16 protein-coding genes and 1 tRNA gene are annotated in these 19,082 nt (G+C 68.1%); 5 read left to right on the forward strand and 12 right to left on the reverse strand.

Annotated features, from left to right (window positions below; genetic code table 11):
* The first annotated feature begins 7 nt into the window (after nucleotides 1-7).
* A complete protein-coding gene (locus HZ321_RS11365) occupies nucleotides 8-1,402 on the forward strand; it encodes an amidase (protein ID WP_181702451.1) in 1,395 nt (464 codons plus the stop codon).
* 138 nt (nucleotides 1,403-1,540) lie between these two features.
* On the opposite strand, the gene HZ321_RS11370 is transcribed toward HZ321_RS11365, so the two are convergent.
* Complete coding sequence (locus HZ321_RS11370; protein ID WP_181702452.1) at nucleotides 1,541-2,926, reverse strand: amidase; 1,386 nt, start codon at nucleotides 2,924-2,926, stop codon at nucleotides 1,541-1,543.
* A 413-nt stretch (nucleotides 2,927-3,339) separates the two neighbouring features.
* Here HZ321_RS11370 and HZ321_RS11375 point away from each other — a divergent pair, with 413 nt between their 5' ends.
* Both HZ321_RS11375 and HZ321_RS11380 read left to right on the forward strand, forming a co-directional pair.
* On the forward strand, nucleotides 3,340-4,377 hold the full coding sequence (locus tag HZ321_RS11375) for a substrate-binding domain-containing protein (RefSeq protein WP_181702453.1): 1,038 nt from the start codon (nucleotides 3,340-3,342) through the stop codon (nucleotides 4,375-4,377).
* Between the two features lie 309 nt (nucleotides 4,378-4,686).
* A complete protein-coding gene (locus tag HZ321_RS11380) occupies nucleotides 4,687-5,109 on the forward strand; it encodes a MarR family winged helix-turn-helix transcriptional regulator (protein WP_181702454.1) in 423 nt (140 codons plus the stop codon).
* Nucleotides 5,110-5,219: 110 nt separating this feature from the next.
* Here the strand turns inward: HZ321_RS11380 and HZ321_RS11385 are convergent, their stop codons facing one another.
* Both HZ321_RS11385 and HZ321_RS11390 read right to left on the reverse strand, forming a co-directional pair.
* Entirely contained in the window at nucleotides 5,220-6,914 is a 1,695-nt protein-coding gene (locus HZ321_RS11385) for an asparaginase domain-containing protein (RefSeq protein WP_181702455.1), read from the reverse strand.
* Between the two features lie 23 nt (nucleotides 6,915-6,937).
* The gene (locus HZ321_RS11390) at nucleotides 6,938-7,879 is read right to left on the reverse strand and encodes an acetamidase/formamidase family protein (protein ID WP_181702456.1); all 942 of its coding nucleotides are present in this window, start codon (nucleotides 7,877-7,879) and stop codon (nucleotides 6,938-6,940) included.
* A 454-nt stretch (nucleotides 7,880-8,333) separates the two neighbouring features.
* On the opposite strand from HZ321_RS11390, the gene HZ321_RS11395 reads away from it, so the two are divergent.
* The gene (locus HZ321_RS11395) at nucleotides 8,334-10,529 is read left to right on the forward strand and encodes an esterase-like activity of phytase family protein (protein WP_181702457.1); all 2,196 of its coding nucleotides are present in this window, start codon (nucleotides 8,334-8,336) and stop codon (nucleotides 10,527-10,529) included.
* A gap of 71 nt (nucleotides 10,530-10,600) precedes the next feature.
* On the opposite strand, the gene HZ321_RS11400 is transcribed toward HZ321_RS11395, so the two are convergent.
* Both HZ321_RS11400 and HZ321_RS11405 read right to left on the reverse strand, forming a co-directional pair.
* Nucleotides 10,601-11,431 carry an aldo/keto reductase gene (locus HZ321_RS11400; RefSeq protein ID WP_181702458.1) on the reverse strand — a complete coding sequence of 277 codons (831 nt, stop codon included), beginning with the start codon at nucleotides 11,429-11,431 and terminating at the stop codon, nucleotides 10,601-10,603.
* A 276-nt stretch (nucleotides 11,432-11,707) separates the two neighbouring features.
* Nucleotides 11,708-11,875, reverse strand: a complete 168-nt coding sequence (locus HZ321_RS11405; protein ID WP_181702459.1) for a hypothetical protein — start codon at nucleotides 11,873-11,875, stop codon at nucleotides 11,708-11,710.
* A gap of 461 nt (nucleotides 11,876-12,336) precedes the next feature.
* Here HZ321_RS11405 and HZ321_RS11410 point away from each other — a divergent pair, with 461 nt between their 5' ends.
* A complete protein-coding gene (locus HZ321_RS11410; RefSeq protein WP_181702461.1) occupies nucleotides 12,337-13,464 on the forward strand; it encodes a LacI family DNA-binding transcriptional regulator in 1,128 nt (375 codons plus the stop codon).
* Between the two features lie 239 nt (nucleotides 13,465-13,703).
* On the opposite strand, the gene HZ321_RS11415 is transcribed toward HZ321_RS11410, so the two are convergent.
* The 7 genes from HZ321_RS11415 to HZ321_RS11445 form a co-directional block, all read right to left on the reverse strand.
* On the reverse strand, nucleotides 13,704-14,501 hold the full coding sequence (locus HZ321_RS11415) for an SDR family NAD(P)-dependent oxidoreductase (RefSeq protein WP_181702463.1): 798 nt from the start codon (nucleotides 14,499-14,501) through the stop codon (nucleotides 13,704-13,706).
* 24 nt (nucleotides 14,502-14,525) lie between these two features.
* Nucleotides 14,526-15,086, reverse strand: coding sequence for an SRPBCC family protein (locus tag HZ321_RS11420; protein WP_181702464.1), 561 nt, complete (start codon nucleotides 15,084-15,086; stop codon nucleotides 14,526-14,528).
* A complete protein-coding gene (locus HZ321_RS11425; RefSeq protein ID WP_181702634.1) occupies nucleotides 15,067-15,429 on the reverse strand; it encodes an ArsR/SmtB family transcription factor in 363 nt (120 codons plus the stop codon). Before HZ321_RS11425 ends, HZ321_RS11420 begins: the two co-directional genes overlap by 20 nt.
* A gap of 32 nt (nucleotides 15,430-15,461) precedes the next feature.
* On the reverse strand, nucleotides 15,462-16,007 hold the full coding sequence (locus tag HZ321_RS11430) for a class I SAM-dependent methyltransferase (protein WP_181702466.1): 546 nt from the start codon (nucleotides 16,005-16,007) through the stop codon (nucleotides 15,462-15,464).
* Nucleotides 16,007-16,588, reverse strand: a complete 582-nt coding sequence (locus HZ321_RS11435) for a DJ-1/PfpI family protein (protein ID WP_181702467.1) — start codon at nucleotides 16,586-16,588, stop codon at nucleotides 16,007-16,009. Before HZ321_RS11435 ends, HZ321_RS11430 begins: the two co-directional genes overlap by 1 nt.
* Before the next feature lie 219 nt (nucleotides 16,589-16,807).
* A tRNA-Lys gene (locus HZ321_RS11440) sits at nucleotides 16,808-16,883 on the reverse strand.
* Between the two features lie 364 nt (nucleotides 16,884-17,247).
* Nucleotides 17,248-18,810, reverse strand: a complete 1,563-nt coding sequence (locus HZ321_RS11445; RefSeq protein WP_181702469.1) for a 2-isopropylmalate synthase — start codon at nucleotides 18,808-18,810, stop codon at nucleotides 17,248-17,250.
* Nucleotides 18,811-19,082: the final 272 nt, after the last annotated feature.

Below are 19,082 nucleotides of genomic sequence, written 5' to 3' on the forward strand. Positions count from 1 at the left end.
CCGCGCCATGACCGACCTCTGCACCCGATCGCTCGCCGAGACCGCCGCCGACATCAAGTCGGGCGCGCTCTCGCCCGTCGAACTCACCCGCGCCATGCTGGCCCGGATCGAAGCCGTCGATCCCGGCCTCAACAGCTACCTGACCGTCACGCCGGACCTCGCCCTGAAGCAGGCCGCCAAGGCCGAGGCTGAGATCCGCGCCGGCCAGTACCGCGGCTCCATGCACGGCATTCCGATCGCGCTGAAGGACCTTTGCAACACCAAGGGCATCACCACGTCGGCCGGCATGTCGATCCACCGCGGCTTCGTGCCGGAGGCGGACGGCACCATCGTCGGCCGCCTGGCCGCCGCCGGCGCCGTGCTTCTCGGCAAGCTCCACATGACCGAAGGTGCCACCCTGGAGCACCACCCGGAGTTTCCGCGCCCCACCAATCCGTGGCGTGCCGACCTCTGGACCGGCGTCTCGTCCTCCGGATCAGGCGTCGCCACCGCCGCCGGCCTCTGCTTTGCCTCGATCGGCTCGGACACAGGCGGCTCGATCCGCTTTCCCTCCGCCAGCTGCTCGGTCACCGGCCTGAAGCCCACATGGGGCCGCGTCAGCCGCGCCGGCAGCTTCGATCTCGCCGCCTCCTACGACACCCTCGGCCCGATGGCCCGCTCGGCAGCCGATTGTGCCGCCATGCTCACGGCCATCGCCGGCTGGGACCCGCTCGACGGCACGACGCTCTCCGCGCCCGTGCCCGATTATGAGGCGGCGCTAGCCGGCGTCTTCGGACTGCGTGGCCTGCGCATCGGCGTCGACTGGGCCTACATCGCGGGCGGCGTCACGGCTGAGGTGCTCGCCGCCACCAAGGCCGCGGTGGACACGCTCGCCGACCTCGGCGCCGAGATCGTCGACATCGCCTTCCCCGACACCGCCCCTCTCTTCGAGCGGCTGCTCGATGCGCAGCTCGCCGAGATCGCCTACGCCCACCGGGAAACCTACCCGTCCAAGGCCGAGCACTATGGCAAGTGGCTGAAGGCCGGTATCGACGGCGGCATCGCCGCCAATCCGCTCACCCTCGCCCGCAACGCCTTCGAGCGCGATCGCTACAAGGGCCTCCTCGCCCAGACCTTCGCCGGCGTCGACGCCATCGTGATGGCCGTCAACAAGGCCGGCACGCCGACCTGGGACGAAGTAACGGACGTGGTGGAAAGCGACATGGCTTCCTTCATGCGCTTCACTGCAGTGTTCAACGCCACCGGCAGCCCGACCGTCACGTCCCCCTGCGGCTTCACCGCCGACGGCCGCCCGATCGGGTTCCAGCTGGTCGGCCGGCACCTCTCCGAGGATCTCCTCCTGGCCGCCTCCCACGCCTACCAGCAGGCGACCGACTGGCACCTGAAGCGCCCGCCGGTCTGACGCCCGCCCCTGTTCCTGGCTCCCCTGAAACTGGAAACCCCGCTGACGACGTCAGCGGGGTCTTTTTTCGTCCGAATGCGCGGACCCGCGCGTGAGGGCGGCCGGAGCGCTGCCGCCCCGGTCGCCGGTACCGCGGCCTCAGAGCACCGGGTTCTTGGTGTGCCAGTCCGTCACCGTCTGGAAGGTATGCCCGGCCTTCAAGAGCAGCGCCTCCTCGAACGGCCGCCCGATCAGCTGGAAGCCGATCGGAATGCCGCGGCTGTCGAAGCCGCCCTGCATGATCACGCTCGGGCTGCCGGTGAAGTTGAACACGCCCGTGAACTTGAGGTAGTCGCCGAAGTCGCCCTTCATCACCTCGTCCCAGCCGGCCAGCGTCGGGATCTTGTAGGGCATCATCGGGCAGATCAGCACGTCGACGATCTCGAACAGCGCCGCCAGGCTGCCCTTGAACTCGTTGCGGAAGATCTGCGCCTTGCCCAGGCTAAAGGCGTCGACCTTCCGCCCGGTCTCGATGAACCCGGCGAGTTCGGGGCCGTACTCGTCCTTGCGCGACGGATAGGTCGCCTCGTGGGCGATCGCGGTCTCAACCGCGCAAAGATCCGTCCACGCCTGCGCCATCCCGGTGGTGTCCGGGAACTTCACCGGCACGATCGTCGCGCCAAGCGCGATCAGGATGTCGATCGCCTCCTTCAGCACGCCCGCCACCTCCGGGTCGGTGCCGCCGTAGACCCACGTCTCGTCCAGTCCGATCTTCAGCCCCCGGATCCCGCCGGACAGACCGGAGAGATAGTCCGGCACCGGCACCTTGGCCGCGGTCGGATCGTTGGGATCGGCGCCCGCGATCACACCCAGCACGGCCGCAGTATCGGCCACGGTCCGCGTCATCGGACCGAGGTGGTCGAGCGACTCCGACAGGTCGCAGACGCCCGCCCGGCTGATCCGCCCCCACGTCGGCTTCATGCCCGAGAGCCCGCAGGCGCCCGTCGGAAAGCGGATCGAGCCGCCGGTGTCCGAGCCGAGCGAGGCATAGCAGAAGCCCGCCGCTGTGGCCGCACCGGACCCGGACGACGACGCGCCGGTCCAGTAGTCCGTGTTCCACGGATTGCGCGGCGTCGGCATCTTCGGATGATGCGCGCCGAAGGCGCCCTCGGTCATCGTCAGCTTGCCCAGCATGATGGCGCCGGCCATCTCCAGCCGCTCCACCGCCGTCGCGTTGCTGTTCGCCATCCGGTTCTTGTGGATGTACATCCCCGCCGCGGTCGGCGCGTAGGTGGTGTCGCAGAGGTCCTTCACAGCGATCGGCACCCCGTGCAGCGGCCCGCGCCAGAAGCCGGCGGCGATCTCGGCCTCCGCCTTCTTGGCCTGGCTCATCGCCCGCTCCGGAAGCACGGTGGTATAGCTCTTCAGGCTGCCGTCGTGCGCCTCGATCCGCTTCAGGATCGCCTCGGTCACCTCCACCGGCGAGACGGCGCCCGACTTGATCGACTTCGAGACATCCAGAAGGCTCGTGTAGTGCAGGTCCATGGCTGTCCTCCAATGGCGCAGACGGGCCAGGCGGTCACCACGACCACCGGCCTCAGCAGCCGCCTCGGATTTCATTTCACAACGCGTTATTCCATATTTCAAGTTTATTTCGACAGCGCCGGGGCGCGTTTATTGGGCAGTTGCCGCCTGCACGGTCGGTGCCGCGGGCGGAGCCGGCTGGCCCGGCCCAGTTTCGCTCGCTTCCACCTGGATATGCCGGCTCCTGGCCATGCCTGCCCGCGACCTTCTGGCCACCGCGGGCGGCACGGTCTTTGCAAAACGGCCAACGCAGCCCTGCGTGGGGCTTTGCGGGATGAAGCGCGTCAGCATGACAACGGCGCGTCCGTTCCAGGGAGGACCGCTCCGCATACCTGGGCCGTAAAAAGCCCGTCCGCGACCGCAGGAGCTGTCGAATGAAGATCGGTGTGCTGATCTCGCGAACTGGTCCCGCCGGCATCTGGGGACCATCCTCGGAGGCATGCGCCATTCTGGCTGCAGCGGAGATCAACGCCGCCGGCGGCGTGATGGGCCGGAACATCGAGTTGACGGTCGCCGATCCCGGCTGGACCGAAACCGAGGCCGTCGGCGTCGCCGCCGACATGGTCGACATCGCCGGGGTCGACGCGGTCGTCGGCATGCATCCGAGCAACGTCCGTACCGCCATCCGCAACCGCCTCGCCGGCCGGGTGCCCTACTTCTACACGCCCCAGTACGAGGGCGGCGAAGCCGCCCCGACCACCGTCGCCATCGGCGCCACCGACGGCAGCCTGATGCGCTCCACCCTCCCCTGGTTCGTCGACAACAGGAAAGCGCGCCGCTTCTGCCTGGTCGCCAACGACTATGTCTGGCCCCAGCGGGCGATGGACACGGCGAGTGCGATCATCAACCGCGCCGGCGGACGGGTGGTGGGCGAGATGCAGATCCCCTTCGGTGCCGACCACACGGAAAGCATCGACGACATCCGCCGTCTCAAGCCCGACGTGCTGGTCATCTTCCTCTTGGGCGAGGAGCTTGTGCGCTTCAACCGGACCTTCGGCGAGTCCGGCCTGTCGTCCCACATCCTGCGCTTTGCCCTCGGCTTCGACGAGAACGTGCTCTACGGCATTGGGTCGGAGGCGAGCGAAAACCTTTACGGCGCCACCACCTTCGTCTCGTCGGCCCGCACCGCGGAGACCGCCCGGCTGCTGGAGCTCTACCACAGCCTTTATGGCGAGCACGCGCCGCAGGTCTCCGTCTTCGGCCAGTCCTCCTACGAAGGGATCCATCTCGCCGCCGCGGTGGCGAAGGCCGCCGGCAGCACGGGCCGCCGCGCCGGAGCCGAGTTCCTGGCGCGCTCTCGCAACCGGGATCGCATCCGCGACCTCATCCCGCCCGCGATCGGCCGCAGCGCGCTTTCGACACACTTCTTCGCCGCCGATGGCCTCGACCTTCAACTGTTGAGCACGCGATGAAGCGGTGCGCCCGCCGTGGCCCGGGAGGTCCGGCGGGAAGGTCAGTGGGTTGCCCTCCATCCACCGGAGAGCCGATGCCCCACGACGTCGACCCTTCGACACCGTCGCCCGGAGATATCCGTTACACCGGCGATCCGTGCGCGCCCCTGCATCGGTCGGCACGCTGCAGCTCCATCGTCTAGACCAAAATACGCACAAGCGAGGAATCGCACGCGTTCCTCTTGCCCTTGTTGCGGCGGAACGCTATTAACCCACCAAGCTGAAAGGATGAAGTTTGGACCTTTAGGCGTCCGGGGCAGGAGCTTGCGCATGGCCGAGAGCCGTTTGAGTGACCAACTCGCCTACATCATCGCGACGGTGAACAAGCAGCTCGAGGACGAACTGCAGGAGCGCCTTCGACCGGCCGGCGTGCCCATCGAGCAGTTGCGCATCCTGGAGGTGCTCAACAGCGCCAACGGCCGCCCGATGGGCGAGCTCGCAACCAAGGCGCTGATCGAGCCGACCACGCTGACCAAGATCGTCGACCGCATGGTGTCCGACGGGCTCGTCTTCCGTGCGCCCGACCCGTCCGATCGCCGTCGTGTCCTGATCCGTATCGCCCCCGGCGGTAAGACGCTGTTCCGCCGCCTCGACCGGATCACCACCGCGCAGGAGGAACGTCTCCAGCGCCAGATCCCGGCCGCCAAGCTCGACGAACTCCGCCGTCTCCTCACCGAGATCATGGAAGGCTGACGGCGGCAGGTCCGAGCGTCTCCGAACACGCGCACCTCGCCTTTGAACGGCCCCGCCCCGGCATCCCGGCGGCGGGGACTTTCGTCCGGCCGCCGCCTCGCAACCCGCCCTCAGTGCGTGTCGAACACCGCCTGGTAGCGCGCCACGGCGGCTCGCGTCGCCGCCTTCTCCGCCTCGGTCGGGTTGGCCGGATCGGCCGCGATCGGCAGGCTGCCGAACTTCAAGAGGCACGCCATCAGCAGCAGCCGCGCCTTGGTCGCCGTCAGGTTCGAACCGGCGATGAAATACGGGTGCGGATCGGCAAATCCCTCCGGGCTGCCGCGTCCCACGCGCACCGACGGCAGGCCCGCGAAGATCGCCCGGTGCAGGATTCCCTGCCGCAGCTCCGACGTCGTCGAGCCGTAGGGCACCAATCCCTCCAGCACGAACCCGCCCAGCCGCCCCAGCGAAAGCTTGTGCGCCACCAAAGCCAGAAGGTCGCCTTCCGCGCCAGGATCGTCGCCGAATTCCTCGGCGGTGTAGCTGCCGTCCTTGGTGATCGAGACCGACGGGATCGCGTCGGCCAGCAGCCGGCCGTCGGCGTCCTTCACCGCCACGGTCACCCCCGTCACCACCCCGTCGACCACCTTGGCCGCCGTCACGCTGGTGGGCAGGCTGGTCAGCTTCACATCAGAAAGGTAGGTGTGCTTGTAGGCCGGCAGGTACATCAGGAACACCGCGCCCGTATGGCTCGCCTGCCCCAGGATGCCGCCATGCCCGCCCGTTGCCACATAGCCGCCGGGACGCGCGTCCACCTTCATCACCTCGCGCGCGGCGAAGAACTGCTGCTCCTGGATCACCACCATACCCGCGCGGTTGTGCCCGTTTCCGTCCGCCCAGATGCCGGAGTGGATGTAGCGCACGCTGTCCACGATGTTCGCGGGCCCGTCCGCACTCAGCTGCCCTTGCGGCCGCTGGGCGGCGTTGCCGCAGATCGGCAGCTTGGTGTCGATCAGGAGGTTGAACCAGTAGGCGGTCTCCTCGATCTGCGGGCTTCCTTGCGTCCAGATGATGCCGTCGTAGAGGCCGCTGTCGGCCACCGCCTGAAGGGCGTTGGTGGCCCGCGCCAACGCCGGCCGCGGCGGCGACTGCGCCAGGTGGAACGGCTTGTAGGCGAAGAAGTCGTGCCCCATACGCTCCGGCGGAATCTCGCCATCGCCCACGTCAGCGCGCTCGGCGGCCGTTAGTCCCTTGGTGAAGCCGCCCGGCGGCAGGCCACGGTAGAACGACACCTCCGCCATCGACGAGATCACGTTGGCGACGCCGTCCATCGACACCGACAGCCGGTCGATCTCCTCGAAGCTGCGCGAGCCGTCCGGGAAGAAGCCTTGCCGCGCCAGCGCGCTGCCCGGCGCCACGCACTCTTCCTCCCAAGGCGAGCCGTCCTTCTGCACCGCCATATAGGGCAGCGGATAGAGCCCATCCGCCGGATCGAGCCGCACCTCGTAGACCGCCTTGTCGTCGGCCGACATCCGCTCGCGGCTGAACACGCCGTCCGCGCCGATATAGCCGTCCGGCGGCCCGTAGAGATCGGCCGCGTCCTTCTCCAGGGGGTGCGCGCTGAACTGCTCCACGTAGACCGTCGCGGGCGCCGCCAGCCGTTGCGGCCGCAGCGCGTCGAAGGCGGCCGGCGAGCCGTCCGGGTTGGGCCGCGGGTCGAGCCCGTGGCGAGTCCGCGCCTTGTTGGAGGTCACCAGCGGCGGCGTGTTCTGGATCGTGGCGGTCGGGCCGGCCACATGCGCGATGCGCACCTTGGGTCTGGTCATCGTCGGTGTATCCGGGCTGGCGATCAGGTCGGAATGAGTGATTTCTCAAGCATCACGTGGATGCCCTTGACGCCGTTCACCGTCTGCGTGACGCGGAGGTCCGCCGCCAGGCTGCAGAGCATGTAGGCGTCCTCCCGGCTGAGGCTGGATTTCTCGGTGATCAGGCTGATCATGTCGCGCAGCGCGACCTTCGCGCACTCGTCCAGGCTCGGATCCAGGCCCATCGTGATGTAGTGGGTGGACGACTCCGCACGCGGCCGGGCCAGGGACATGTCTTCGTGCAGGATGAACTGGAACGTGCCGGTCAGCGCCGTTTCGATCGCCGTCACGTTCACCTCGCCGTCGCCCTGCGCACCGTGCCCGTCGCCGCAGGAGAACAGGCCGCCCTCGGCGAACACCGGCAGGTAGAGCGTGGTCCCGGCTACCAGTTCCTTGTTGTCCAGGTTGCCGCCGTAGGGCTGCGGTGGCGCCGAGGAAACCGCCCCCCAGGCCGGCGGCGGCGCCAATCCCATCACGCCGAAGAACGGCTTCAGCGGCAGCTTCATCCCCCAGGGCAGCGTGCCGGTCATCGCCTCCGCGTCCAGCGGGATCACGTGGTAGGTCACCTCGTCGAAGTCGTAGGGCAGCGTGCCGAGCGTCGGGATGATCACGTTGAAGCCCCAGTCCTGGAACAGCTTCACGTCCAGGATCCGCACCTCCAGCACCATCCCGGGCTTGGCACCCTCGACGTAGACCGGACCCGTCAGGATGTGCGGCCCGAGCTTGGGCGGCACGTGCTTGTGCACCTCCAGCACCTCGGGCGGAATGTGGAAGCCGCCGTCCGGCGGCAGGTGCTCCGGCGCGCCGGTCACGGTGTCGATGGTCACCGTGTCGCCGCTCTTGATCCGGATCTTGGGCTCCAGCGCTGCGTCGAAGAAGCCCCAGTGGCAGGTGGACGCGCCGGCAGCCAGGTGATGGTCGGTCATGTCTGATCCTTCAGGCGCGCACAAACATGCGCCAGCGCGCACGATCGGAACGCAGCCGGTGTTGGCCCGCGTGGGGAGTGAGGCGATGTGTCGGGATCGCGGAACGGGACGACGCGACGGCCGTGCAGCCGCCTCCCTCGTCCAGACCGGCCCGGCGGCGGCGAAAGCTGGCGCCCGCCCGGGCATGTCCCCTGGCCCGGTAGCGATCCGGACCGACCGCTGAATGGTGCGATGCGGCACCCACCCTGTCAAGATGAATTAGCTGAATATTCATCCAATCCCGAGCCGTCCGGATCGGTTCGTCGCTTCGAACGCGGCTACACGCGACCGGCGCAGCTGCGCCGCGGCCGCTGCGCCGCCCCGCTCCGTCATCCAACCGTCACGCTGCCGTCATCTGCGCTTCACGGCGGGCGCCGAAGAACGCATGTCTCTTCCTCGCGATCGGAGTTCATCCATGCGATTCCCCCTGGCCGGCGGCCTCCTGGCAGCACTGCTCGCGTCCACCAGCCTCGGCGCCGAAGCAGCCGAGATGTTCAACCGCGTCTCCAGCTTCGAAACGACGCTGAACCTCTCCGAGGCCGACCGCGGCTCCGAATCCGTGGCCGAGATCATCAGCGCCACGGAAGACGGGATGACGCTGGTCTACACCGACAGCCCGCAGAAGGGCCTTGGCTTCGTCGACATCGCCGACCCCTCCGCACCGAAGGCCGGCGGCTTCGTCAAGCTGGAAGGCGAGCCCACGTCCGTGAAGGTCGTCGGCGGCAAGGCACTGGTCGGCGTCGTCACCTCAGCGTCCAAGACCGCGCCGTCCGGCCACCTCGCGGTGGTCGACATCGCGACGAAGACCGTGGAATCCAATTGCGACCTCGGCGGCCAGCCCGACTCGGTCGCCGTCGCTCCCGACAAGAGCGTGATGGCCATCGCCATCGAGAACGAGCGCGACGAGGATCTCAACGAGGGCAAGATCCCGCAGCTTCCCGCCGGCTCTCTGGCGGTGCTCACGCTGAAGGACGGGCTGCCGGACTGCGCGACCCTCAAGCAGGTCGACATGACCGGCCTCGCAGCCGTCGCCGGCGATGATCCGGAGCCCGAGTTCGTCTCCATCAACGGCCTCAACGAAGCCGTGGTGACGATCCAAGAGAACAACCATATCGCTATCGTCGACCTCGCCGCCGCCAAGGTCACCGCCCACTTCTCCGCCGGCGCCGTGGACCTGAAGGACATCGACACCAAGAAGGACGGCCGCATCGACCTTTCCGGCGCCATCGATGGCGCGCTCCGCGAACCCGATGGTGCGGTCTGGATCGACGACAACCGCTTCGCCACCGCCAACGAGGGCGACTACGAGGGCGGCTCGCGCGGCTTCACCATCTGGAACAAGAACGGCACGGTCGCCTACGAAGCCGGCGCGTCCCTGGAACACGCCGCCATCGCGATCGGCCACTACAACGACAAGCGCAACAAGAAGGGCATCGAGATCGAAGGTGTCGAGGCCGGCACCTACGGCGACGATCGCCTGATCTTCGTAGGGTCAGAGCGCGCGTCCCTCGTCGCCGTCTACAAGGACACCGGCGGGGCGCCGGAGCTCGTCCAGTTGCTCCCTTCCGGCATCGGCCCCGAGGGTCTCCTCGCCCTGCCCGGCCGCAACCTTTTCGTCACCGCCAACGAGACCGACCTCGTGGAGGACGGCGGCGTGCGCGCCCATGTCATGATCTACGCCCGCGGCGAAGGACCGGCCTCCTACCCGACCCTCGTGGCGGATAACACCGCAGGCAAGCCGATCCCCTTCGGCGCGCTTTCCGGCCTTGCCGCAGATACCACGACGGCGGGCAGGCTTTACGCCGTCACCGACAGCGTCTTCGCCGCCGCCCCACGGATCCTGACGATCGATGCCACCCGGACCCCGGCCGCGATCACCGCCGAGGCGCTCGTGATCCGTGCCGGCGCGCCGGCGGAAAAGCTCGACCTGGAGGGCATCGCCACCCGCCCGGCCGGCGGCTTCTGGCTTGCCTCCGAGGGACACGTCAAGAACGAGCTCAAGAACCTGCTGCTGAAGGTTGCCGCGGACGGCGCGATCGAGGAGGAGATCGAACTCCCCGCCGACCTCGTCGCCGGCATGACCAGCAACGGCCTTGAAGGCGTCGCCGTTGTCGGTGATGGGGATGCGGAAACCGTCTGGCTCGCCGTCCAGCGCGAATGGAAGGGCGACCCCGAAGGCCAGGTGATGCTCCTCGCCTACACCCCCGCCACCAAGGCCTGGGGCGTGGTGCGCTATCCCCTGGAGAAGGCGGCTGACGGGGCTTGGGTCGGCCTCTCCGAGATCACCGCGGTCGGCGACAAGCTGGTCCTCATCGAGCGCGACAACCAGATCGGCAGCAAGGCCGCGCTCAAGGTACTTACCGAAGTCTCGCTGGCCGGTCTCCAGCCGGCCCCGGTCGGCGCCACCGACATCCCGCTCGTCGAGAAGCGCATCGTCCGCGACCTGATCCCCGACCTTGCGGCTACCAACGGCTACATCCTCGACAAGGTCGAGGGCTTCGCGGTCGACCCGGCCGGCGAGGCCTACGTCGTCACCGACAACGACGGCACGGACGACTCCTCCGGCGAGACCCTCTTCCTGAAGATCGGCCGGGAATTCGCCGCCCGCTGACGTCAGTCGAGGGCAACAGAAAAGGGCGGGTCCGAAACCGGGCCCGCCTTTCTTCACGTCTGCAGCCGCGTTCAGAACGTCGCGGTCATCGGGTTCGGCCCGATCCGCCCGTCGGGGGCATCCAGCGCCGCGATCCGCGCCAGGTCGTCCTTGTCCAGCGTGAACCCGAACACGTCGAAGTTCTCGCGGATCCGGCTCGGCGTCACCGACTTCGGGATCACCACCAGGCCGTTGTCGATGTGCCAGCGGATGATTGTCTGCGCCGGCGTCTTGCCGTGCTTCTTTGCGATCTCGCCGATCACCGGATCCGCCAGCAGCTTGCCCTGCCCCAGCGGGCTCCACGATTCCGTGACGATCCCGCGCTCGGCGTGGGCCCTGCGAAGCGCATGCTGCTGGAAGCGAGGATGGACCTCGATCTGGTTGATCACCGGCTTGACGCCCGTCTCCTCGATGATCCGGTCCAGGTGCTCCACCTCGAAGTTAGAAACGCCGATCGATCGAACCCGGCCCTCGGCCTGCAGCCGGCCGAGCGCGCGCCATGTATCCACGAACTGACCACGGCGCGGCGCCGGCCAGTGGATCAGGTAGAGGTCGACGTAAGCGAGGCCGAGCCGCGTCAGGCTGTCGTCCAGCGCCTTCAGGGTGCTGTCGAACCCCTGGCTGTCGTTCCACACCTTGGTCGTCACGAACACGTCGTCGCGCGGCAGCCCCGCGGCACGAAGACCCTGGCCGACGCCCTCCTCGTTACCGTAGATCGCGGCCGTGTCGACATGCCGATAACCGGTTGCAAGAGCCGCCTGGACCGCGGCAGCAGCGCCGTCGTTCGGCGTCTGCCAGACGCCAAGCCCGACCTGCGGGATGCTGTTTCCGTCATGCAGGGAAACGAATGGCTGATCCTTCACGAAACTCTCCTTCGGACGATCTGATTGGCACGCTCGCCGGCAACGCGCTGCACCGGCGCGAGGATAGCCGGCCGCAGGCGCGGGCCGGAAGCGGCATCTGGAAATCGCCCCCGGCAGACGAAGGCAAAGACCCCGGTCACGCAACCCCTGCCATGCCGCGAGGTTCCGTCGCCCACCGTCCCAAAGAGTGGCCACACCTCCGTTCCTGCTGCGATTGGGTTAGGCTTCCGCCGGTTCGACCCGGTCTGGTCACCGGTGGCGAGGCAGTCGCAGTGATCACCGGCGAGGTAGAAGAGCATCCCACGGCCCTTGAAGCGCGCCGGGCCCTTCCACGAAGCGGACCGGACAACCGATGGCGATGTCCAGTTCGTAGGCCGTGCGCAGCGTGATGAAGAACCGGCCCGTTCGGACCATGAGCTTCGCGGCATCGTGCAGGTCGAACATCGCCTGGCGACCGGAATAGCCGTTCGGCGGCCAGCATCGGGTTTCCGGCTTAGCGGATGAACGGCCCAAAGTCCGGGGCGGAAACGCCGGCGGTCTACGTCCAGTCGTCCCCAGCGACGGGCCGCACACCCCTGTAGTCGGTCTTGCGCGAAACCGCCGCCTCGCCGGATTCTTCCTTCGGCGACGACATGCGATCGTTCACGGCTGTCTTGTTCTGCGCAAAGCGACGCGAAACCCTTCCGTCAACGTATAGCGGTGTGTACGATAGTTGTTGTCCGATAGTTTCTTTTAACGATAGAAGTACATCGCTTTCGGTTTACTGAGGTATGACAAGCGATCACTTCTGCGGCCGGAAACCCATGAAACTCGCCGCAACCGCGGACCTTTGCGGCTGAAACGTTAGGCAGCGCCAGGCTTGGCGCCGCTGTCCTTCGCCGGCAAACGGAGGGAGACGGAACAAGTTGTCAGAACGGGTGACGATCGCGGATGTTGCACGGCGCGCCGGGGTCGCGATCAGCTCGGTGTCGAGCGCGCTTAATGACCGGTCGGGCGTGTCGGAGGAGACCCGTCGGCGCATCCGCCTAGCGGCCGACGAGCTTGGTTACGTCGCGTCCATCCGCGGCCGCAGTCTCTCGTCGGACAGGGCCTATGCCGTAGGCCTGATCGTCCGGCGTGCGCCCGCCGCCTTTGATCGCGATTCCCTGCTTCCGGCCTTCGTCGGCGGCGTCCAATCGATGCTCGAAACGCGCGGCTATGTGCTCGTGCTGCTGGGCGGCGCGCCGGTCGACGACAAGCTGCAGGGGTTTCGCCGGTTGATGGCGGATCGGCGCGTCGATGGCGTCCTGCTCCAGGATATCCGGCACAACGATCCGCGCATACCCGGGCTCCTCGATATCGGCCTGCCCGCGGTCGGAATCGATGCCCATTCAGACGGTTTTCCGTTCCCCGTGGTTCACCAGGACTGCAATGCCGCGATCCGCACCCTCGCACGGACGCTCGTCGAGGCCGGCCACGGCCGGATCGCCTATCTGACGGGTCCTCGGCCGCATGTCCGCAGCTGGCGTACGCGCATGCTCTGGCGGGAAGCGCTGCGCGACTACGGCGTCGTCATAGATCCCGTCGTCGAGGGCGATGGCAGCTTCGAGGACGGCGAGCGGGCCGCGGAACAGCTAATGGCCGGGCGGGAGCCTCCCACCGCCGTCGTGGCTGCCAGCGACGCCGCCGCGCTGGGTTTCGCCCGCCGCGCAAGGGCGCTCGGCTTCCGCATTCCCCAGGACGTCTCGATCGTCGGCTTCGATGGTGTGCCGGCCGGCCGCGTCCTCGACCCGACCCTGACCACGGTGCGGACGTCACCGTTCCTGATCGGCGCGAAGGCGGCGGCATTGCTTCTGGAAAGCCTCGGCGAACGGAAGCTGCCGGACGTGCCGCTGCCGCCGGCCGAGATCGAACCCGGCGGCACCATCGGTCCCTCACGCAACCGCGAACGACCCGCACCGCCGCCACCGCCGACGGCGCTTGAGTGCGACCCGATCGCCGGCACCCTGAACATGCTGGTGTCCAGGGCTGAAGGCTCGGACACGGCCTTCTGAGCGGTCAACGAGGCGTTCCAGCAACGCCATCCGGGTGTCCGTCTCCGCTACTCGAGCGTCACCCACGATCAATTCATGGAGCTCCGGGCCGCGGAACCGGCGCACCACCGGCTGGACAACGCTACCGCCATCAAGAGGATCGAGGGTATCTACCGCGTCTTCTGCGCACGGCGGACGCGAAGATCGGCTTCGCGCGGCTCGACCGATTCCCGGACAGAACACCGCGCAGGGCCTTTCGATCAGTCGAGGGGCGAGCCGCCGGTCAGGTTGACGACCACGCCCGTTGCGGCGCCGGCCCGGTCGGAGGCGTAGAAGGCCGCCGCCTCGGCCACGTCGTCCAGCCGGGGCAGGCGCTTCAGGAACGTGCTCGCCTGCGCGCGCCCTTCCAGCATGTCCTCCAGCCGCGCCCCGGCCTGCTCGGCCATCGGCGCGAAGATCTCCCGCACGTGCGATCGGTCGAGCGTCTCCGGAATGGCGTCCGGCCGGAGGCAGACCACCCGCACCCCCTGCCCGCCCAGTTCGGCCGCCAGGATCCGGGAAAACGACTCCACCGCGCTGCATGTCGTGCCGTAGCCAAGGAAACCGGGAAAGGTCACCTTCGATCCCGGCGTGGAGATCGTCAGGATCACGCCGCTTCCCTGCGCGCCCATGATCTCGCCCATCACTTTGGCGACGATGAAATGCGCCCGCGTATAGGCCTGTAACGGCCGCTCGAACGCCTCCAGCGAAAGCGCCTCGAGCGGTATTCCCTGCACGTGAAGGAAGCCGACCGCGTTGGCCGCGATGTCGATCCGCCCGGACCGCTCCACGACGCCGCCGGCGTGGGCGCGCACCGCGTCGAGATCGAGCACGTCCACCACGGCCGTCTCCGCCGCGCCCCCCGCCGCGCGGATGTCAGCCGCCACCGCGTCCAGCTTCGCCTTCGTCCGGCCCGCCAGGAACACCCGCGCGCCCTCCCTGGCGAACGCCCTGGCCATGGCGCCGCCGATCGCTCCGCCGCCACCGTGGATGACGGCCGTCTTGTCCTTCAGCAACATGGCGCTGCTCCTCCTCAGGCCGCGTCACGCGCGCGGCAGCCGGTCCTCGTAGGCGCGCTCCAGCGTCGCGAAACGCCGCCAGAAACCATCCGGCGCCCTCTCTTCCAGGACGGCGACCAGGAGATCGAGATGGGTGTGCCATCCCGCCGAGACCATGACCCGCATGTCGCGGTTCGCCAGCCGGGTGTGGGTTACCGTCAGCCGCACCTTCGACCCTTCGTCGACAAGGTCGAAGCGCACCTCCGAGGCGTCGTCTCCGGCTCCCCACGTGTAGGCGAGGACCTCCGTCGGCGCGCAGACGGTGATCACGCCGACCAGGCGGACCTCCCCGCCCGCGTCCGCGAAACGCGCCGGCGGCGGATCGTCATTGGCGGTGAGTTCGCTGTTGCGGAACACGAGTTCCACGTCGCCGCTGGGTGAAAGCTCGAACGCGCCGGCCGCCAGCCATTTCCGCCTGAGCTCCGGTTCCGTGAGGTAGCGCCAGATCCGTTCCCGCGGGCCGGGCAGCACCCGCTCGATCCGCACCGTATCGGCGGTCACCTGCCGGCCGAAGCCACCCGTCTCGTCACCGTTCACGCTGGTCATCGCCGTGTTCCTTCTCGTCGTTGGCGGTCAGCAGAGCCTCCAGGACATCGAGCCTTTCGGTCCAGAACCGCTCGAAGTGCCGGATCCATTCCTGCCCGGCGTGCATCGGCATCGCCTCCAGCCGGCAGACATGGGTCCGCCCCCGGATCTCCCGGCGCACCAACCCCGCCTCCTCCAGAACCTTGACGTGCTTGGACGCCGCGGCCAGCGACATCGGATGCGGCGCGGCGAGATCGCCGACCGTCCGCTCGCCGGCGGAAAGTTGGCGAAGCATCGACCGCCGCGTCGGATCGGCCAGGGCATGGAAGACGGCATCGAGCCGGGAGGAGCTTTCTTCAACCATGTGGTTGAGAATAGGAGCGGCAATCCTGACTGTCAACTACTTGGTTGAATGTTCCCTCCAGGCGGCGGGCAGGCCTCAACGCAGGTCATCCCGCCGTCCATGGCATCCGCGTGGTTCACCGCCACGACGGTCCAGCCGGCCCGCTCCAGCCGGTCGCGGATCACCCCGCCCAGGGCGCCGCCCTCCATCCCCGGTTTGTCGTGGACAACGACCAGACGCCCCGCCGGCGCCAGCCATCTCCCGATCCGGTCGAGCAGTTGCGCGTCCCCGTCGGCGACGAGCCCGACCCGGACGGCGAACACAACGTCGAACGCCGCGTCCGGGAAAACCGCGTTCTCGGCCTCGACCGTCACGAAAGACGCCGTCCCGCGAGCGGCATGGACGGCGTTCCGCCGCTCGGCGGCCGCGATGGCCGTCGCCGAGCGGTCGAGCCCCACATACCGGCCGCCGCCGATGCGGCAGCACACCAGGTCGCCCGCGACGCCCGGGCCGCACCCGATCTCCAGCACCCGGTCGCCCATGCGGGGCGCGACGCGGTCGACCGCCCACGCGAGCCGGGCACTCGCCGGCCCGGCCATCACCCGCTCCGGTGCTCGGCGGCGGTAAGCGCCGCGATCTGATCGATCAGGGGATGTCCGGGCCAGATCAGGCCGATCATCGCCGTTGCGAATGTCGCCGGCGCACTGCCCGGCGCCGTCACGAGGCCGCCGTCCACCACGGCGCGCGGCGTATCGACATACCGCGCCGCACCGCCGTAGTTGGGCACGTGCTCCGTGAGGTATCCGGCGGCATTGCTGGTGTGCCGGCGCTCGGCGAGCACGCCTGCCCGCGCCACCGCCAGCGTCCCCCCGCAGATCGCCCCGACCGGAATCCCGGTCGCCAGATCGGCCCGCACCAACCCGCCGATATCGGGCGCATCGGGAGCCTCCCAGAGGGACGAACCGATGATCACGAGCGCATCGTGGTCGCCGCTCGCAAGATCGGCGAGCGTACCCGCAGGTGTCACCGCCAGTCCGCCCATCGACCGCACCGTCGCGCCGCCCGGCGTGACATGGCGGACGTCCCCGCCCGCCCATGTCCTCGCCGCCGCGCCGAACAACCCGATCTCCCAATCGGCGAACGCGTCGAGGAGCACGACGGCGATCCGTTTCCCAGTCATGAAAGCCTCCCTCCGCCCCCTCCCCTCTTTATCCCGGCGATCCCCGCCAGCCCCTGTCAGCAATCTTGCTCCCGCAGTCCGTCATCCCACAAGAACGACCGACGCTCGCCTCCGAACGGGCCATTCCGACAATGGACACCTCCCCGAGGTTGTCACAATAGTTCACTTTTTGTTCTGATTCCAGGCAACAAAAAAGCCCGGAGAACCGGGCCTTTTGTGTGGTGGGCGCGACAGGGATCGAACCTGTGACCCGCTGATTAAGAGTCAGCTGCTCTACCAACTGAGCTACGCGCCCTACCGCGGTCGGCGACGCTGCCGCCGTCCGTTTGGGATGCCGGGCTTATAGCGGCGGCGGCGGCCGGCCGCAAGCTCTTTTTCCCGGCTGTTCGGCAGCCATGAAAAGACCGCCAAAACGAGCCTGGGCAAGCGCGGACCCGCGCCCTTTCCCACTACCTAGGCGGGCCATGGAGGAGTGTCCTTCGGGAGAATCGACCGGACTGACGGAGCGCGCGAAGAGTCCGGCGCCTCTGGGCCGCCAGCTCTCTGTGAGAGCCTCCCACCGGCAGTCACCGCCGCGATGGTGACCGCGCCCTAGGCGAACCCGGGCGGACGTCAGCGACCGGGAGACGCTCCCGGTCGCTGTTCTCGACGCAGGCGACTCACACCGCGGCGGCTTCCCGCGCGTTCAGCCGGCCGCGGTTGCCGCTGAGCTTGTTCACCGCGCTCACGTAGGCCTTGGCGCTCGCCACCAGCGTATCCGTATCGGCGGCGCGGCCGGTCACCTGCTTGCCGCCCTCCTCCAGACGCACGGACACCTCCGCCTGTGCGTCGGTGCCCTCGGTCACGGCGCTCACCTGGTAGAGCCGCAGCGTCGCCTCGTGCGGGATGATCGACTTGATGGCGTTGAACGTGGCGTCGACCGGACCGTCGCCGTTCGACATCTTGGTGATATGCGTGCCGTTCACGTCGAGCGTGATGGTCGCCATCTGCGGGCCCGCCGTGCCGGCGATCACCGTCAGGGCGATCACCTTCACGCTCTCGCCCGCCGCGCCCATCTCGTCGGAGACCAGCGCGTCGATGTCCTCGTCGAACACGTGCTTCTTCTTGTCTGCGAGGTCCTTGAAGCGCTTGAAGGCGTCCTCGAAGGCGTTCTCGCCCAGTTCGTAGCCGAGATCCTTCAGCTTCTCCTTGAAGGCGTGCCGGCCGGAATGCTTGCCCATCACCAGCGACGTCGACTTCACGCCCACGTCCTCCGGCCGCATGATCTCGTAGGTCTGCGCGTTCTTCAGCATGCCGTCCTGGTGGATGCCGCTCTCGTGGGCGAAGGCGTTCTGGCCGACGATCGCCTTGTTGTACTGCACCGGGAAGGCCGAGGCGTTGCTCACCATCTTGGAGGCGCGCATCAGCATCGGCGTCTTGATGTCGGTGCGGAAGGGCAGCACGTCGCCGCGCGTGCGGATCGCCATCACCACCTCCTCCAGCGCCGCGTTGCCAGCGCGCTCGCCGAGGCCGTTGATGGTGCACTCGATCTGCCGCGCGCCGGCCCGAATGCCGGCCAGCGAATTCGCCACTGCCATGCCGAGGTCGTCGTGGCAGTGCGTGGAGAACACCGCCTGGTCCGCGTTCGGCACGCGGTTGAGCAGCATCTGGATCAGCGCGAAATACTCCTCCGGCACCGAATAGCCCACGGTGTCCGGGATGTTGATCGTCGTCGCGCCCGCCTTGATCGCCGCTTCCACGCAGCGGCAGAGGAAGTCGTGCTCGGTGCGCGATCCGTCCTCGGCCGACCACTCCACGTCGTCGGTCCACTTGCGCGCATGGGTGACCGAGGCGATCACCTTCTCGAACACCTTTTCCGGCTCCAGCTGCAGCTTGTACTTCATGTGCAGCGGCGAGGTGGAGATGAAGGTGTGGATGCGCTTGGCGTGGGCGTGCTTCAGCGCCTCGCCGGCCCGGTCGATGTCGTTGGCCGAGGCGCGGGCGAGGCCGCAGACCACCGCGTTCTTCACCCGCCGGGCGATCTCCGACACGGCCTCGAAGTCGCCGTTCGAGGCGATCGGAAAGCCCGCCTCGATCACGTCGACGCCCATCTCGTCGAGGAGCTCGGCTACCTGCAGCTTCTCCTCCAGCGACATGGAGGCGCCGGGGCTTTGCTCGCCGTCGCGCAGCGTGGTGTCGAAGATGACGATCTTGTCCTTGGTGGGCTGGCTGGTCTCGGTCATCGATGGCTTCCTTGTCGGTCGCTGTGGCCCGGAGCGCTGGTGCGGTTTGAAAAGCGCGTCCGACGGGCCGGTTTGGGTCCCGTGTCGTGCGATCATCCCCTGAGAGCCCGGCCGTGAACAGGCCAGCCGACGCTCAGGGGCGGATAAGGAGGAGACCGGAAAGCAAGGCGAGGCGAAGCGTCCGCCGGGAGAAGTCCCCCTCGGCAGCGGTCGATGCGATCGGATGAACCGCGATCGTCATGGAACCGGTCTCGTCTCTCGTCGGGCGCACG

This window comes from Chthonobacter albigriseus (assembly GCF_013839445.1).
Classification (GTDB): Bacteria; Pseudomonadota; Alphaproteobacteria; order Rhizobiales; family Pleomorphomonadaceae; genus Chthonobacter; species Chthonobacter albigriseus.

What these genes read in the sequence shown, in the direction of transcription:
- HZ321_RS11365 (WP_181702451.1), top strand. Translation starts at nt 8, where the DNA reads ATGACCGACCTCTGCACCCGATCGCTCGCCGAGACCGCCGCCGACATC.
- HZ321_RS11370 (WP_181702452.1), bottom strand. Translation starts at nt 2,926, where the DNA reads ATGGACCTGCACTACACGAGCCTTCTGGATGTCTCGAAGTCGATCAAG.
- HZ321_RS11375 (WP_181702453.1), top strand. Translation starts at nt 3,340, where the DNA reads ATGAAGATCGGTGTGCTGATCTCGCGAACTGGTCCCGCCGGCATCTGG.
- HZ321_RS11380 (WP_181702454.1), top strand. Translation starts at nt 4,687, where the DNA reads ATGGCCGAGAGCCGTTTGAGTGACCAACTCGCCTACATCATCGCGACG.
- HZ321_RS11385 (WP_181702455.1), bottom strand. Translation starts at nt 6,914, where the DNA reads ATGACCAGACCCAAGGTGCGCATCGCGCATGTGGCCGGCCCGACCGCC.
- HZ321_RS11390 (WP_181702456.1), bottom strand. Translation starts at nt 7,879, where the DNA reads ATGACCGACCATCACCTGGCTGCCGGCGCGTCCACCTGCCACTGGGGC.
- HZ321_RS11395 (WP_181702457.1), top strand. Translation starts at nt 8,334, where the DNA reads ATGCGATTCCCCCTGGCCGGCGGCCTCCTGGCAGCACTGCTCGCGTCC.
- HZ321_RS11405 (WP_181702459.1), bottom strand. Translation starts at nt 11,875, where the DNA reads ATGTTCGACCTGCACGATGCCGCGAAGCTCATGGTCCGAACGGGCCGG.
- HZ321_RS11415 (WP_181702463.1), bottom strand. Translation starts at nt 14,501, where the DNA reads ATGTTGCTGAAGGACAAGACGGCCGTCATCCACGGTGGCGGCGGAGCG.
- HZ321_RS11420 (WP_181702464.1), bottom strand. Translation starts at nt 15,086, where the DNA reads ATGACCAGCGTGAACGGTGACGAGACGGGTGGCTTCGGCCGGCAGGTG.
- HZ321_RS11425 (WP_181702634.1), bottom strand. Translation starts at nt 15,429, where the DNA reads ATGGTTGAAGAAAGCTCCTCCCGGCTCGATGCCGTCTTCCATGCCCTG.
- HZ321_RS11430 (WP_181702466.1), bottom strand. Translation starts at nt 16,007, where the DNA reads ATGGCCGGGCCGGCGAGTGCCCGGCTCGCGTGGGCGGTCGACCGCGTC.
- HZ321_RS11435 (WP_181702467.1), bottom strand. Translation starts at nt 16,588, where the DNA reads ATGACTGGGAAACGGATCGCCGTCGTGCTCCTCGACGCGTTCGCCGAT.
- HZ321_RS11445 (WP_181702469.1), bottom strand. Translation starts at nt 18,810, where the DNA reads ATGACCGAGACCAGCCAGCCCACCAAGGACAAGATCGTCATCTTCGAC.